The sequence below is a fragment of the Micromonospora sp. A202 genome, assembly GCF_006715105.1.
GTDB classification, from domain to species: Bacteria; Actinomycetota; Actinomycetes; order Mycobacteriales; family Micromonosporaceae; genus Micromonospora; species Micromonospora zamorensis.
In genome coordinates this window covers 4987785-5001437 of the sequence record NZ_VFMP01000001.1, presented here as the reverse complement: position 1 = coordinate 5001437, position 13653 = coordinate 4987785, and the positions used below count along the sequence as shown (strand labels likewise).

Genomic DNA, 13653 nt, shown 5'->3' with positions numbered 1-13653 from the left:
CCGGTGGGATAGCAGTCCGTTCAGGGAGCGCCCACTCGGCTTCAAGGAAAGCGGGGTTTCCTGGGGCCGGGGATGGGCCGGTTTCACGGAAGTCGAGTGGATCAAGCCGGCCGGCGGGGGCGCAACCCGTCGAGGGCGGTGGTGACGACGAGGTCGGCGTACTCGGCGGTGAGCGGTCCGCTGCGTTGCAGCCATCGGCTGAACAACGGTCCCCAGATCAGGTCCACCGCCACGTCGAGGTCGATGTCGTCGGCGAGTTGCCCGGCCTGCTGGGCGCTGCGTAGGCGCTGCCGTTTCGCGTCCTTCAGCGGCCCGTCCAGGCGTTCGGCGTAGGCCGCCGCCAGCTCGGGGTCGAGCGCGATCTCGGTGGCCAGGGCGCGCATCGGTTGCTCGTACCGGGGATCGTTCATCTCCTCGACCGTGGCGCGAAGCACCAGGGTCAGGTCGGCGGCCAGGTCGCCGGTGTCCGGCAGGGTCGGCGGCCCGCCCTCGGTGGCCTCGCTGAGCATGAGGAACGCGTCGAAGATGACCGCGCCCTTGGACGGCCACCAGCGGTAGATGGTCTGTTTGCCGACGCCGGCCCGCGCGGCGATGCCCTCGATGCTGACCTTCGCGTACCCGATCTCCTGGAGCAGGTCGAAGGCCGCGGTGAGGATGGCGCGTCGGGAGGTCTCTCTCCGGCGGGCCGTGTTGGGGCTCATGGGGCCCCACGATATCAGCGACGAGACGAACCGTCTCGTCTTGACGGCCGGGGTGGCGGGGCCTAACCTCTCCTCCATGACGAGACGGACCGTCTCGTCTCGCTAAGGGGATGGAGTTCCGACATGCGCACCTGGTTCATCACCGGCGCCAGCCGCGGCCTGGGCCGCGCCTTCACCGACGCCGCGCTCGACCGGGGGGACCGGGTGGTCGCCGCCGCCCGGACCATCGCCCGGGACGACTTCGACGAGCGCCACGGTGACCGGCTGCTGACGCTGACCCTCGACGTGACCGACCGGGCTGCGGTCTTCGCCGCCGTGGCCACCGCCGTCGAGCACTTCGGACGGCTCGACATCGTCGTCAACAACGCCGGGACCCTCTCCATGGGAATGGTCGAAGAGTTCACCGAGGCGGAGGCGCGAGCCCAGTTCGAGGTCAACCTCTTCGGCGCGCTGTGGGTCAGTCAGGCGGTGCTGCCGCATCTGCGCGCCCAACGGTCCGGCCACATCGTGCAGGTGTCCAGCATCGCCGCGTTGGGTGGTTTTCCGAGCACCGGCATGTACAGCGCGAGCAAATTCGCCCTGGAAGGCATGAGTGAGGCGTTGGCAATGGAGGCGGCGGCCTTCGACGTCAAGCTCAGCATCGTGCAGCCGGGCGGTTACTGGACCGACCTTTACACCAGTTTGAGCGCCACCAGCCCGATGGAGCCGTACGCGCCGCTGCGCGCCGAACTGGATCGACAGTGGGCGGAGGGTTCGATCGACAGCGAGCCCCGACTGGCCGCCGAGGCGTTGCTGCGCCTGGTCGACAGCGACGACCCGCCGCTGCGGCTCCTGCTCGGGAGCATGGTGTACGACCTGGCGTTCGACGTCTCCCGTCGGCGGATGGACACCTGGGCGGGCTGGGAGCAGGTCAGCCGCGCCGCCGAGCATGCCGTCGCGGATCCCGGACATGCGCATTGATGAGCATGGAAACTGCCCGCGCGGTGGTCTCGCCACAATTCCGACCCGCATGACCGTGCCTGAACGTGGTCAGCGTGGGAAACACCGCTCAACTGCTCGTGTGGCCACCACCTTCATTTGATGATTCCCCTCGCGAGGCGCGAATTCAGACGGAGAGGAAGCACCCATGGCTGTCAAGACCATGACGCGACCCGGCACCACGGAAATTCGGCCGTTCAAGGTGGAAATCCCCGAGGAGGATCTGAACGCGATGCGCGCGCGCATCGCCGCCACACGCTGGCCGGAAAAGGAAACCGTGCCGGACCAGTCGCAGGGCGTGCAGCTTGCGACGATGCAGGCCCTTGCGCGTTTCTGGGAGAAAGACTACGACTGGCGCAAGGTCGAGGCGAGGCTGAACGCCCTACCGCAGTTCATGACCGAGATCGACGGTCTCGACATCCACTTCCTCCACATCCGTTCGAAGCACGAGGACGCCCTGCCGCTCATCGTCACGCACGGGTGGCCGGGTTCGGTGATCGAGCAGATGAAGATCATCGACCCGCTCACCAACCCCACCGCGCATGGTGCGAGCGCCTCGGACGCCTTCCATCTGGTCATCCCGTCGATGCCCGGTTACGGCTTCTCGGGCAAGCCGAGCACGCCCGGCTGGGACCCGCAGCACATCGCAAACGCCTGGATCGAGTTGATGAGGCGCCTTGGCTACACGCGGTTCGTGGCGCAGGGCGGCGACTGGGGGGCGCTCATCACGGAACTGATGGGCGTGCAGGCGCCTCCGGAACTGATCGGCATTCACACCAACATGCCGGGTGTGTATCCGCCCGACATCGATGCAATGCTCCAGTCCGGTATCACCGGTGCGAACAATCCTCTAGGGTCACTCCCGTCCAATCTCTCGGACGATGAGAGGCGCGCCTGTGAGCAGGCAGACTTCTTCTGGAAGCATTCCAGCTACGCCCTTGAGATGGGACGCGCGCAGACACTGACCGGGCTGGCGGACTCGCCCGTCGCCCTGGCGACCTACATGCTCGACCATGACGCCGCCAGCCTGAAGCTGATTTCCGAGTCCGTCGCGGGGCAGCCCCGAGGCATCACGCCGGAGGACCTCCTCGACAACATCTCGCTCTACTGGCTGACGAACACCGGGGTTTCCTCGGCTCGTCTGTATGCGGAGAACCTGCTCTCCTTCTTCGCAGCCAAGGGTGTGTCGATCCCGGTTGCCGTGAGCGTGTTCCCGGACGAGCTCTACCAGGCTCCCAAGAGTTGGGCAGAGCAGGCGTATCCCAATCTCATCCACTACAACAAGCTGGACAAGGGCGGGCACTTCGCGGCCTGGGAACAGCCGCAACTCTTCTCGGAAGAGATGCGGGCCGCCTTCCGGCCGCTTCGCTAGATGGCCGTGCATCTGCCCCCGCTGAACGGGGCGGCCGAGTGGCTCAACTCCGAGCCACTCGGCCCCGCCGACCTGCGCGGGCGCGTCGTCCTGGTGAACTTCTGGACGCTGACCTGCATCAACTGGCTGCGCCAGGAGCCGTACGTGCGTGCCTGGTCGCAGGCCTACCGCGACGACGGGCTGGTCGTCATCGGGGTGCACACGCCGGAGTTCTCGTTCGAGCACGACGTCGACGGGGTGCGGCGGGCGGTCGCGGCGCGATCGATCGACTATCCGGTGGCGGTCGACAACGACTACGCGATCTGGCGGGCCTTCGGCAACCAGTACTGGCCGGCGCTGTACTTCGTCGACACCGACGGGGTCATCCGCGACGAGCACTTCGGCGAGGGGCGCTACGAGCAGTCCGAGCGGGTTCTCCAGCAACTGCTCGGCATCGAGCGCGCCCCCGTACCCGTGAAGGGTCTTGGCCCGGAGGCGGAGGCCGACTGGGGCGAACTGCGGACGCCCGAGACGTACCTCGGATTCAGTCGTGGCGAACACTTCGCGTCGCCGAACGGCCCGGCACTCGACGAACGCCGCGCCTACGAGCTGCCGGCGAGCCTGGGCCTCAACCAGTGGGCACTGGCGGGCGAGTGGACGATCGGGTCGGAGAGCGTCGTGGCCGATCGGGCCGGCGGCAGCATCGCCTTCCGGTTCCACGGCCGCGACGCGCATCTCGTGCTGGCCCCCGAGGCGGGACGGTCGATCCCGTTCCGGGTGCTCCTCGACGGCGAAGCTCCCGGCCCCTCACACGGCGTCGACGTCGACGAAGACGGCAAAGGCGTGCTCCAGGACGGCCGCCTCTACCAGCTCGTCCGCCAGGCCGGCGCGGTCCGGGAGCGGACCCTGGAGATCACGTTCGGCGAGCCGGGCGCCCAGGCGTACGCCTTCACGTTCGGCTGAGGCGCAGATCGACTGTGCTCACCGTGTTGGAGACCGGTGAAAAGCTCTGCACCTGAGCGCCGGGACGCAGGCGGCTGTCCGTCGCGTACCGGTCGGCGAGCGCCTTCTCCGCGCCCTCGTCGCCGTCGTCGGCGGCGAGCAGCAGGGCGGCGATCTCGTCGGCGAGCGTGAGGTCGGCGTCGGTGAGGTCGTCGGTCATCGCGCCGAAGCTGTCCCACAGCAACAGCTCGTCCTTCTGCCGGTGAGCCAGCTCCTGGATGACGTAGTCGTGGATGAACCAGGCACCACGGATCGGCGATTCCGGGGCCACGCCGTAGACGTCGGGGTCGATCGCCCCGGCCCGGTACGCCGACCACACCCGTGCTGCCGAGTCGAAGAGCCCTGCCGTCGGGTCGATGTCGTAGCCGTCGAACCGCCAGTCGCCGGCCGGTTCGATCTCCGGGTCGGCCCAGACCCATCGTTCGCCGTTCCAGTACTCCAGCAGCACGTGATCGTGGTGCCAGCCGGGCGTGAAGTAGGAGGCGAACCCGACTCGGCTGCGGCTGGGAATGCCGTGTTGGCGCAGCACCGCCACCGAGAGCAACGTGTGGTCCCGGCAGCAGCCGGCCACCCGGTCGACGGCCGGGCGCTCAGCGGTGAGTGGCAGGGGAAAGCGGGACTGGTCCGTGTCCAGGATGCGGTCCACCCAGCGGCAGTTCACCTCGTCCAGCCGATCGTCGGGCAGCTCTACGCCGCCGGCCCGGTAGTGGACGATCACGTTGCGGGCCGTCGCCGCCACTGTGGGGATGTCGGTCGCCACGGCGTCGAGAAGCCCGCCGTGCCGACCGGGGTCGCTGTAGGGAGAGTGGTTCCGGTAGTCATCGAGGTCCATGGGGCCAGTCTCCGGTCCGCCACGGTGTCAGGGTCAAGGCGCTTCTCCGGATAGTGTCGACTGCTGTGACAGCGCCCGAGATCACCATCGCCACCCCAGCGGACCGTCGAGCAGTGGTCGACACGCTGGTCGCCGCGTTCGTCAAGGATCCCGTGCTGCGGCACCTGTTCCCCGACGATGAGACCTATCCCGAGTACGCCGCCACCTTCTTCGGGAACCTCTTCGACAAGCGGGTGCACCGGTCGTCGATCTGGACGATCGCTGGGGGAGCATCGGTCGCCATCTGGGAGCCACCGGCCGAGCCGGCGGCCGGCCACACAACGCCAGCTCGATACCCCGCTGACGTGCAGGCTCGGGTGCAGAGCTACGACGATGCCGTGCACGCAGCCCTGCCCGCGTTCCCGTTCTGGTATCTCGGCGTCCTGGGCACCCACCCCGACAGCGCCGGACGCGGTTGGGGGCGCGCCGTCATGCGGGCCGGGCTGGAGCGCGCCGCCGCCGACGGGCTGCCGGCGATCCTGGAAACCAGCAAACCGGGCAACGTCGAGCTGTACCGCCGCGCCGGCTGGGAGGTGGTGGGTTCAATGTCGGAGCCCGTGCCCACCTGGGTCATGCAGCAGTCGCCGCGCTGAGAGCCACCCGAGCCAGCGCGCTCGGCCCCGGATCGCTGACCAGCCTCAGGCGGCGAAGATGCGCGCGTAGATCTCGTCGATGACGTCGTTCTTCGCCAGGCTGTAGTCGCGGGGCCGGTGCGCGGTGTCCTGCGCGAGGCGTCGTTTGGTCGCGGCGTAGAGCTCCCGGTCGTGTGGATGCGAGCGCAGCCAGTCGCGGAACAGCCGGTGCCGGACCGGCTCGGGCGCACCCTGCGGCCAGACGTGCAGGTTGACGTCCTCGGCGGCGCTGAGCAGCATCCGGTGCCCGTGCCACCAGGGCTCCCGCAGGACGAGCCGGTAACCGAGCCGTTCCAGGGCGGGGAGATACCCGGACTCCTCGGCGGTGTCCTCGATGACCAGGTCGATGTCGATGACGGGTTTGGCAGCGAGCCCCGGCACCGCCGTGGACCCGACGTGTTCCACCGCGATGATCAGAGCGCCCAACGCCTCGGTGAGCGACGACCGGACTGCGGTGAACCGCTGCTCCCAGGCCCTGTCGTACTCCTCGATGACCACGGACCCCCACGTGCGCGGCGGGTCGCCCACCAGGCCGGCGTCGACCTGTTCGGGGGTGCCGTGGAAGCGCTGCACGACGTCCTGCGGATACTCGGCCACGTCAACCTCCTGGAGAAGCAAAGTCCGCCAGGCTACGACACGACGACCGGTGCGGGCGCACCCGACCGATGCGGGCATCGGATATCGGGTGGGCCACCGACCCCGCGATCTAGCGTCAGTGTTCGAAAGGGAAGGAGGCCCGGGTGCTGGATCGGCTCAACGAGGCGATGGCTCACATCGAGCGTCACCTCGACCAGAAGATCGAGGTGGCCGACCTGGCGCGGATCGCGCTGACGTCGGAGTACCACTTCCGGCGGCTGTTCTCCGCACTGGCCGGGATGCCGCTGTCGGAGTACATCCGGCGGCGTCGGCTCACCGTCGCCGGCGCGGACGTGCTCGCGGGGGAGCGGACGCTGCTCGACGTCGCTGTGCACTACGGCTACGGGTCCGCCGAGGCGTTCGCCCGGGCGTTCCACGCCGTGCACGGCGTGGGGCCCGGAGAGGCTCGGCGTACGGGGGCAGCGCTGCGTGCCCAGCCCCGGATGTCCTTCCGACTCACCGTCGAAGGGAGCGGCAGCATGGAGTACCGAATCGTCAGCAAGGACGTGTTCGCGCTGGTGGGGCGCAAGGCACGGGTCCCGCTGGTGCACGAGGGGATGAACCCGGCGATCGTCGCGTTCATCCGGAGCATCGACAAGGAGACGACCGCACGGATCGAGGCGCTCTCCGATCAGGAGCCGGCCGGGATCGTCAACGTCAGCGACAACCTCGCCGACAGCCGGGAGGAGGGCACCGAGCTGGACTACTGGCACGGGGTGGTGACCGGTGCCGTGCCACCGGAGGACCTGGACGCGCTGCCGGTGCAGGCGGGGACGTGGGCGGTGTTCACCACCTCCGGAGCGTTCCCGCAGGCGGTGCAGCACCTGTGGCGTGACGTGTTCACCCAGTGGTTTCCGTCCAACCCGTACCGGAGCCGACCTGGACCTGAGATCTCCCGGGTCCGGGTGTCCGCGGACGGCACCGAGGCGGACGCCGAGCTGTGGATTCCCGTCGAACGGGCACCCACCCCTATGTAGAGTTCCGATACAGTGGTCGGATGCGGATGACCATTCCGGTCGCGAAGGTGCTCGCGGCGCTGCTCGCCGAACCCGACGAGCAGCGCTACGGGCTGGACCTGATGCGATTGACCGGCCTGCCCAGCGGCACCCTGTACCCGGTGCTGCACCGGTTGCAGGGGGCCGGCTGGCTGGCCGCCGACTGGGAGGCGATCGACCCCGTCGCGGCCGGCCGGCCGGCCCGTCGCTACTACCGGCTGACCGCCGTCGGGGTGACGCAGGCCCGCCAGGCGCTCGCCGATCTGCGCGCCGCGATCCCCGATGCTCGTCCCTCGTGGGGCGGCACCGAGCCCACCGGAGCGCCAGCGTGGTGACCCGCCGGGCCGCCGAACTGCTGCTGGAGATGGCCGCGCGCCGCTGGCCGGCCGACGTCCGCGTCGACCTGCGCCGCGAGTGGGCCGCCGAGCTGCACGTGCTCGCCGAGAGCGGTCACCGGACGAGGATGCTCGGCTTCGCGGTGAGCCTGGCCGTCAGCCGGGCCGGCGCCCCGATCATCGACCGCACAGTGATGCGCGGTCGGATCGGCCGCACCGCGGCCGCGTTGCTGCTGTCCCCGATCGCCTGCGTCGGGATCGTGCTCGTCAGTGCGTACGCCCTGTACCCGATCGAGCGCGTGTTGGCCGAGAGCTGGTCGGAGCGGGCGCAGAGGCCGCTCTGGTCGGCGTTCACCGTCGGGTTGGCGCTGCTGCTGGCGGTGTTCGCCGCGCGCTGGGCCCGGCACACCGCACTCGACGGCCCGCTACGTATCGCGCTCGGGGTGGTGCTCCCCGTCGGGGTGGCCGCAGTCGTGTTCCTGTGCGTCCTCTACCCGGATGACCTGGCTTCCACCCTGCCCGGGCTGCTGCTCTGGTTGGCCGGTCTGACGCTGGCCCTCTGGGCCGCGGCGAGCCTCGCCGTTCGGCATCGCCTCCACGCGGCCTGGTGGGTGGGCGTCCTCGGCGCACTCGCCGCCGCCGACCTCGCGATGATTCTCGCCGTTGTCGACGCCATCTCGGCGGGCTATCGCGCTGGCCCCGTCATCGGTCCGACGCCGGTGGAGAGCATCGACCGGATCTCCGCGCCGCTGTGGCTCCTCGCCGCCTGGACAGACTGGAACATCGGCCTGCCCCGACCCACGATTCCATGGGAGATCTTTGGAATCATCAGCAACCGGGTGCCGACGGAACCCATGCTCTACCTGGCCTGCACGCCGTACGCGCTCGCGTACACCATCAGGGCGGCGCGGTCGGCGCCGACCGCTCCGGTCGTGCTCGCGTCCACCCCGGCGTGAACCCCTTCAGTCGGGCACGTCGTCCCACGTCACGCCCGGCTCCAGGTAACCGGCCGACGGGTTGTCGCGCAGGGCGTAGGCGATGACCAGCAGGGCGTGCTTGTCCAGCTCGGGCAGCTGGTCCAATCCGAACCACCGCACGGCCAGCGACTCGTCGTCGTTGACCCGGGCGGTGCCGGCCACCACCCGGCAGAGGAAGCCCAGGTTCAGGTATTCGCACTGGTCCCCGTTGGGGTACGTGTGCGGGTGCGACACGGCGCTGGACATCCGCACCGGCGCGACGTCCAGGCCCGTCTCCTCCCGCACCTCACGGACCAGCGCGGTGGCCGGCTGTTCGCCCGGCTCGACGAACCCGCTGATCACCGACCAGCGCCCGTCATCGGAACGCTGGCCCAGCAGCAGCTCACCGGCGTCGTTGCGGACCACCGCGCTGACGCTGGGCAGCCAGAGCAGGTCGTGGCCGACGTGCTTGCGCATCCCCACGATGTAGTCCGGTGTCCCCATCCGGCGATCATAGGCCGCTGCGCGGGGAGACTGACCTGCGCATCTTTTCGGTCTCCAGTCCCACGCGTTTCGCTGTTCGGGCCCCACGGGCCCCACGCATATCTACTGTGGAGAGGGTCGGCGACTTGTGCGATCCGGTGGCGGCCTGACGGTTCGCGGTGCACAGTGATTCCCATGAGCGACAGCGAACGTGGTGGGCAGTTCTACTGGTGCACCCGGCATCACCGGGTCGAGACGGACGCCGACGTGTGTCCGGCGAAGCACGTTCTCGGCCCGTACAACTCGGCGGCCGACGCGGAGAACGCCCTGCAACGCGTGCAGGAGCGGAACGAGGCGTGGGATGCCGAGGACGCTCGTTGGGCCGGGGAGAACAAGTAGGCGGCGCGGGACGGCCCGCGCCGAGGCATTTCGTGCTCCGCGAGGACGCACGCGAGAGCACGTCCCCAAGGAGGGAACCACGATGGCCGAAGCACAGCAGGCCACCACCCGCCCGGCCGCCCGACGCACCACCGCGAAGAAGACCGCCGCGGCGGAGCGCAACACGGCCGCGAGCCGGACCACCCCCGTCCGCAAGTCCACGGCGGGTGCGAAGGCGGCGAAGGCCCCGGCGAGGAAGGCCGCCGGCGGCGCGGGACGTGCCCCGGCGAAGAAGACCACCACGGCGGCCACGAAGGCTCCCGCGAAGAAGACCACGACCAAGGCCACCACGACGGCCAAGAAGGCCCCCGCGAAGAAGACCACCACCCGCTCGACAACTGTCGCGGCGAAGCAGGCCCCGGCGTCCGCGACGCGCAAGACCACCGCAGCCGCGAAGAAGACGACGGGCACGGCGAAGAAGACCACGGGCACGGCGAAGAAGACCACCAGCGCCGCGAAGAAGACCGTGGGCGCCGCGAAGAAGACCACCACCTCGGCGGCGAAGAAGACCACCGCCGCGGCGAAGGCGCCGGCGCGTAAGACCGCGACCAAGGCGTCCGCCGCCAAGAAGACAGCGGCGAAGAGGACGGCGGCGACGAAGACGGCCGCCAAGAAGGCGCCGGCGAAGAAGACCGCGTCGACCGGCCCCAGCGGCGGTGCTCGCAAGGCTCCGGCGAAGAAGGCCCCGGCCGCGAAGGCGACGGGCACCTCGTCGACCACCGCGCGCAAGGCGGCGGCCAAGAAGGCCCCGGCGAAGAAGACCGTCGCGGCCAAGGCCCCGGCCCGCAAGGTGACCGCCCGCAAGTCACCGGCCCGCCCTGCCGCCGCACGGGCCACCGCGCCCCGGAGCCCGCGCAGCGCTGCCCGGAAGGCGACCGGCTGAGCGCCGGTCGACCCCGGCTCGCCCGGCAAGAGATATCTCGGCCGGTCACCGGAAGCGGATCACCGGCGGCGCTGTCAGGATTGACCCGTGGTCATCCGACGCGTACTCGCGCCCCGCATCGACTTCGGCGCACTGCGCCGCGAACTCGGCCTGCCCGGGGAGTTCCCGGCCGACGCCCAACGTGAGGCCGACGAGGCGGCCGGCGCGCCGCCGCGCCCGCCCGTCGACCGCACCGACGTACCGTTCGTCACTGTCGACCCGGCCACCTCCCGCGACCTGGACCAGGCGATGCACCTCGCCCGCCGTCCAGGTGGCGGCTACCGGGTGCGGTACGCGATCGCCGACGTCGCCGCCCACGTCGCCCCGGGCGGCGCGCTGGAGGCGGAGACCTGGCGGCGCGGGCAGACCATCTACCTGCCCGACGGGAACGTGCCGCTGCACCCACACACGCTCAGCGAGGGTGCGGCCAGCCTGCTGCCCGACGACGACCGGGCCGCTGTGGTCTGGACCATCGACCTAGACGCCGACGGCGGCACCGTGGCCGTGGAGCTGGAACGTGCCCTGGTTCGCAGCCGGGCCAAACTCGACTACACCGGGGTGCAGGCGGCAGCCGACGCCGGTCGGCTGCCCGAGCCGATCGCACTGCTGCCCGAGATCGGCGACCGGCTGACGGCCCGCGGGTTGCGCCGGGGTGCCATCAACCTGCCGTTGCCTGAGCAGGATCTGGAGCCCGACGGCGACGGCTGGCAACTGGTGCTGCGCGCGCCGGTGCCGATGGAGGAGCACAACGCCCAGATCTCCCTGCTGACCGGGATGGCCGCCGCCGACATCATGCTGGCCGGCCGGGTCGGGTTGCTGCGGACGATGCCCGCGCCGAAACCGGAGGCCGTGCAGCGGCTGCGGGCCGCCGCCGCGCCGCTGGGCGTGCACTGGCCGGACGACATGGGGCCGGGTCAGGTGATCGCCGGTCTGGACGCCTCCCAGCCGCGCGCCGCCGCGTTCATCGACCAGGCGGCCGAGCTGATGCGCGGCGCCGCGTACACCGCCTTCGACGGGACGGTGCCGGAGCAACCGGAGCATGGTGGCGTGGCAGCCACGTACGCCCACGTCACGGCGCCGTTGCGGCGTCTGGCCGACCGGTACGCCACGGAGGTCTGCCTGGCCCTGCACGCGGGCCAGCCGGTGCCCGACTGGGCTCGCGCCGCGCTGCCCCGGTTGCCCGAGGTGATGGCCAGCACCGACCGGATCGCCTCGACGGCCACCCGGGGCGCCGTCGAGCTGGCCGAGGCGGTGCTGCTGGAGCACCGGGTGGGTGAGACCTTCGACGCGGCAGTGCTGGACGTCGACGCGCCGCCCAACGGTCGGGCCCGCACCCGACCGCCCGGCGGCACTGTCGCGTTGGACGCCCCGCCGGTGCGCAGCCGATGCCTCGGCGACCTGCCGCTCGGCGAACGAGTCCGCGTCCGGCTGGTCACCGCGGACCCGACAGCCCGCACGGTCCTGTTCGAGCTGGCCTGACCCTGCGGGCGCGGGGCAGCGGGGATCGTCACAGGGCTCCGCGCTGCTGCTGGACCGGTCGGTTTGCGAGGATGACCCCATGGCATACGACGCGAGCACGCTCCCCGACGTGTCCGGGCTGACGGTCGGCATCATCGGTGGCACCGGCGACCAGGGGCGAGGTCTCGCCTACCGGTTCGCGCGGGCCGGGCAGACGGTGTTGATCGGCTCCCGCAACGCTGAGCGGGCCGCCGAGTCCGCAGCCGAGATCGCCGCCCTGCCCGGTGTGCCGGCCACCGGCAGTGTCACGGGCGCGGCCAACGACGAGGTGGCCCGACGCAGCGACGTGGTGATCATCGCGGTGCCGTGGGACGGGCACGCCGCCACCGTCGCCGCCCTGGCCGAGCCACTCGCCGGCAAGATCGTCGTCGACTGCGTCAACCCGCTCGGCTTCGACAAGCAGGGCCCGTACGCGCTGACCGTCGCCGAGGGCAGCGCCGTGCAGCAGGCCGCCGCGTTGCTGCCCGACTCCCGGGTCTGCTCGGCGTTCAACCACGTCAGCGCCCCGCTGCTGGCCGACCCGGAGGTCGACCGGATCGACCTGGACGTGCTGATCTGCACCGAGGACCGCGAGCTGGTCGACGTGGTCGGCGCGCTCGCCGCCCGGATCCCGGGGATGCGCGGCATCTACGCCGGGCGGTTGCGAAACGCCCACCAGATCGAGGCGTTCACCGCGAACCTGATCGCGATCAACAAGCGTTACAAGGCGCACGCGGGCATTCGCGTCACCGACATCTGAGTCGTTCTCTGGCGGCGTGATCCGCTCCGGTTTCGTGAAAACGCGGTGTCCCGAGGTCAGGGACACCGCGTTTTCGGCAAACCCGAGTGGGTCACGCCGGGCGCATTCCTAGAAGGTGTGCTCGGCGGCCGGGAACTCGCCGCCCCGGACCTCGTCGGCGAAACGCCGGGTGGCGTCGGTGAGCACGCCGGCCAGGTCCGCGTACCGCTTGACGAAGCGGGGCGCCTTTCCGGTCCGCAGCCCCGCCATGTCCTGCCAGACCAGTACCTGCGCGTCGGTGTCCGGGCCGGCGCCGATGCCCACCGTCGGGATCGGCAGCTCGTGGGTGATCCGCTTGGCCACCTCGCCGGGCACCATCTCCAGCACCACAGCGAACGCCCCCGCCTCCGTGACCGCCCGCGCGTCGGCGAGCACCTCGTCGGCGGCGTCGCCCCGGCCCTGCACCCGGTAGCCGCCCAGCGTGTGCTCGCTCTGCGGGGTGAAACCGATGTGCGCCATCACCGGAATGCCGGCGCCGACGATCGCGGCGATCTGCTCGGCGCAGCGGCGGCCACCCTCCAGCTTCACCGCGTGGCAGCCACCCTCCTTCATGAACCGGACGGCGGTGCGCAGCGCCTGCGCCGGCCCCTCCTCGTACGAGCCGAACGGCAGGTCACCGACGATTAGCGCCTGCCGGGTCGCCCGCACCACGGCCCGCACCAGCGGAAGCAACTCGTCGGCCGTGACCGGCAGAGTCGTCTCGTAGCCGAACACGTTGTTCGCGGCCGAGTCGCCGACCAGCAGCACCGGCACACCGGCCTGGTCGAAGATCGACGCCGTGTACTGGTCGTACGACGTCAGCATCGGCCACCGCTCACCGCGCTCCTTCGCGGCGATCAGGTCCCGGGTGCGGACCCGTCGGGTGGCCGGGCCGCCGTACAGCGCGGTCACCTCGTTCGGAGTGGACTCCACCATCTCTGTCTCCCTTCCTCGAGGCCGCCTGCGCGGTCCCCGGGTTCCGTCGCGATCGTCGCACCGTGAGACGGGGTGACGGCAGGGCCCAGTGCAAGATGTCACTCCACAGCGAAACCGCGAGGTCCGCGCCGCGCGGCCCCCG

Annotated in this window: 16 protein-coding genes; 11 read left to right on the top strand and 5 right to left on the bottom strand. The window is 70.6% G+C overall.

Translation table 11 applies throughout. The annotated features are described in order from the left end of the window. Positions 1-101: 101 nt before the first annotated feature. Positions 102-701: a TetR/AcrR family transcriptional regulator gene (locus FBZ33_RS22945; protein ID WP_141910623.1), complete on the bottom strand. Its 600-nt coding sequence runs from the start codon at positions 699-701 to the stop codon at positions 102-104. Between the two features lie 123 nt (positions 702-824). Here FBZ33_RS22945 and FBZ33_RS22940 point away from each other — a divergent pair, with 123 nt between their 5' ends. The 3 genes from FBZ33_RS22940 to FBZ33_RS22930 all read left to right on the top strand — a co-directional run bounded on the left by FBZ33_RS22940 (position 825) and on the right by FBZ33_RS22930 (position 3993). Beyond that, positions 825-1661, top strand: coding sequence for an SDR family oxidoreductase (locus tag FBZ33_RS22940; protein ID WP_141910622.1), 837 nt, complete (start codon positions 825-827; stop codon positions 1659-1661). A 166-nt stretch (positions 1662-1827) separates the two neighbouring features. Further along, positions 1828-3051: an epoxide hydrolase family protein gene (locus FBZ33_RS22935; protein ID WP_141910621.1), complete on the top strand. Its 1224-nt coding sequence runs from the start codon at positions 1828-1830 to the stop codon at positions 3049-3051. Beyond that, positions 3052-3993: a redoxin family protein gene (locus tag FBZ33_RS22930; protein WP_141910620.1), complete on the top strand. Its 942-nt coding sequence runs from the start codon at positions 3052-3054 to the stop codon at positions 3991-3993. Here the strand turns inward: FBZ33_RS22930 and FBZ33_RS22925 are convergent. Then, a complete protein-coding gene (locus FBZ33_RS22925; protein ID WP_141910619.1) occupies positions 3980-4864 on the bottom strand; it encodes a transglutaminase domain-containing protein in 885 nt (294 codons plus the stop codon). The two genes, FBZ33_RS22930 and FBZ33_RS22925, sit on opposite strands and share 14 nt — an antisense overlap. A 65-nt stretch (positions 4865-4929) precedes the next feature. Between FBZ33_RS22925 and FBZ33_RS22920 the strand changes: the two genes are divergently transcribed. Then, complete coding sequence (locus tag FBZ33_RS22920; protein WP_185755382.1) at positions 4930-5496, top strand: N-acetyltransferase; 567 nt, start codon at positions 4930-4932, stop codon at positions 5494-5496. A gap of 45 nt (positions 5497-5541) precedes the next feature. Here the strand turns inward: FBZ33_RS22920 and FBZ33_RS22915 are convergent, their stop codons facing one another. Continuing rightward, positions 5542-6132 (bottom strand): GrpB family protein, encoded by a 591-nt coding sequence (locus tag FBZ33_RS22915; protein ID WP_185755381.1) that lies wholly within the window; start codon positions 6130-6132, stop codon positions 5542-5544. 143 nt (positions 6133-6275) lie between these two features. Between FBZ33_RS22915 and FBZ33_RS22910 the strand changes: the two genes are divergently transcribed. Genes FBZ33_RS22910 through FBZ33_RS22900 form a run of 3 tightly spaced genes read left to right on the top strand, consistent with a single transcriptional unit; the run spans position 6276 to position 8457 of the window. Further along, a complete protein-coding gene (locus FBZ33_RS22910; RefSeq protein ID WP_141910616.1) occupies positions 6276-7148 on the top strand; it encodes an AraC family transcriptional regulator in 873 nt (290 codons plus the stop codon). A gap of 20 nt (positions 7149-7168) precedes the next feature. Further along, the gene (locus FBZ33_RS22905; RefSeq protein WP_141910615.1) at positions 7169-7501 is read left to right on the top strand and encodes a PadR family transcriptional regulator; all 333 of its coding nucleotides are present in this window, start codon (positions 7169-7171) and stop codon (positions 7499-7501) included. Further along, complete coding sequence (locus tag FBZ33_RS22900; protein WP_255509020.1) at positions 7495-8457, top strand: hypothetical protein; 963 nt, start codon at positions 7495-7497, stop codon at positions 8455-8457. Before FBZ33_RS22905 ends, FBZ33_RS22900 begins: the two co-directional genes overlap by 7 nt. A gap of 6 nt (positions 8458-8463) precedes the next feature. Here FBZ33_RS22900 and FBZ33_RS22895 read toward each other — a convergent pair whose 3' ends face one another. Next, positions 8464-8961, bottom strand: a complete 498-nt coding sequence (locus tag FBZ33_RS22895; RefSeq protein WP_099856209.1) for an NUDIX domain-containing protein — start codon at positions 8959-8961, stop codon at positions 8464-8466. A gap of 174 nt (positions 8962-9135) precedes the next feature. Between FBZ33_RS22895 and FBZ33_RS22890 the strand changes: the two genes are divergently transcribed. The 4 genes from FBZ33_RS22890 (at position 9136) to npdG (ending at position 12557) form a co-directional block, all read left to right on the top strand. Continuing rightward, on the top strand, positions 9136-9339 hold the full coding sequence (locus FBZ33_RS22890) for a hypothetical protein (protein ID WP_088949509.1): 204 nt from the start codon (positions 9136-9138) through the stop codon (positions 9337-9339). A gap of 82 nt (positions 9340-9421) precedes the next feature. After that, positions 9422-10261 (top strand): histone, encoded by an 840-nt coding sequence (locus FBZ33_RS33650; RefSeq protein ID WP_305069550.1) that lies wholly within the window; start codon positions 9422-9424, stop codon positions 10259-10261. An 87-nt stretch (positions 10262-10348) separates the two neighbouring features. Then, positions 10349-11779, top strand: coding sequence for an RNB domain-containing ribonuclease (locus FBZ33_RS22880; protein WP_141910614.1), 1431 nt, complete (start codon positions 10349-10351; stop codon positions 11777-11779). 79 nt (positions 11780-11858) lie between these two features. Beyond that, entirely contained in the window at positions 11859-12557 is a 699-nt protein-coding gene (npdG, locus tag FBZ33_RS22875) for an NADPH-dependent F420 reductase (RefSeq protein ID WP_088949507.1), read from the top strand. A gap of 108 nt (positions 12558-12665) precedes the next feature. Here npdG and panB read toward each other — a convergent pair whose 3' ends face one another. Beyond that, positions 12666-13511, bottom strand: a complete 846-nt coding sequence (panB, locus tag FBZ33_RS22870) for a 3-methyl-2-oxobutanoate hydroxymethyltransferase (RefSeq protein WP_088949506.1) — start codon at positions 13509-13511, stop codon at positions 12666-12668. Positions 13512-13653 lie beyond the last annotated feature (142 nt).

Bases quoted from the DNA above. Each gene is read 5' to 3' on its own strand.
- FBZ33_RS22905 (WP_141910615.1), top strand. From the start codon at position 7,169: ATGCGGATGACCATTCCGGTCGCGAAGGTGCTCGCGGCGCTGCTCGCC.
- FBZ33_RS22935 (WP_141910621.1), top strand. From the start codon at position 1,828: ATGGCTGTCAAGACCATGACGCGACCCGGCACCACGGAAATTCGGCCG.
- FBZ33_RS22925 (WP_141910619.1), bottom strand. From the start codon at position 4,864: ATGGACCTCGATGACTACCGGAACCACTCTCCCTACAGCGACCCCGGT.
- FBZ33_RS22930 (WP_141910620.1), top strand. From the start codon at position 3,052: ATGGCCGTGCATCTGCCCCCGCTGAACGGGGCGGCCGAGTGGCTCAAC.
- FBZ33_RS22940 (WP_141910622.1), top strand. From the start codon at position 825: ATGCGCACCTGGTTCATCACCGGCGCCAGCCGCGGCCTGGGCCGCGCC.
- FBZ33_RS33650 (WP_305069550.1), top strand. From the start codon at position 9,422: ATGGCCGAAGCACAGCAGGCCACCACCCGCCCGGCCGCCCGACGCACC.
- FBZ33_RS22890 (WP_088949509.1), top strand. From the start codon at position 9,136: ATGAGCGACAGCGAACGTGGTGGGCAGTTCTACTGGTGCACCCGGCAT.
- FBZ33_RS22895 (WP_099856209.1), bottom strand. From the start codon at position 8,961: ATGGGGACACCGGACTACATCGTGGGGATGCGCAAGCACGTCGGCCAC.
- FBZ33_RS22945 (WP_141910623.1), bottom strand. From the start codon at position 701: ATGAGCCCCAACACGGCCCGCCGGAGAGAGACCTCCCGACGCGCCATC.
- panB (WP_088949506.1), bottom strand. From the start codon at position 13,511: ATGGTGGAGTCCACTCCGAACGAGGTGACCGCGCTGTACGGCGGCCCG.
- npdG (WP_088949507.1), top strand. From the start codon at position 11,859: ATGGCATACGACGCGAGCACGCTCCCCGACGTGTCCGGGCTGACGGTC.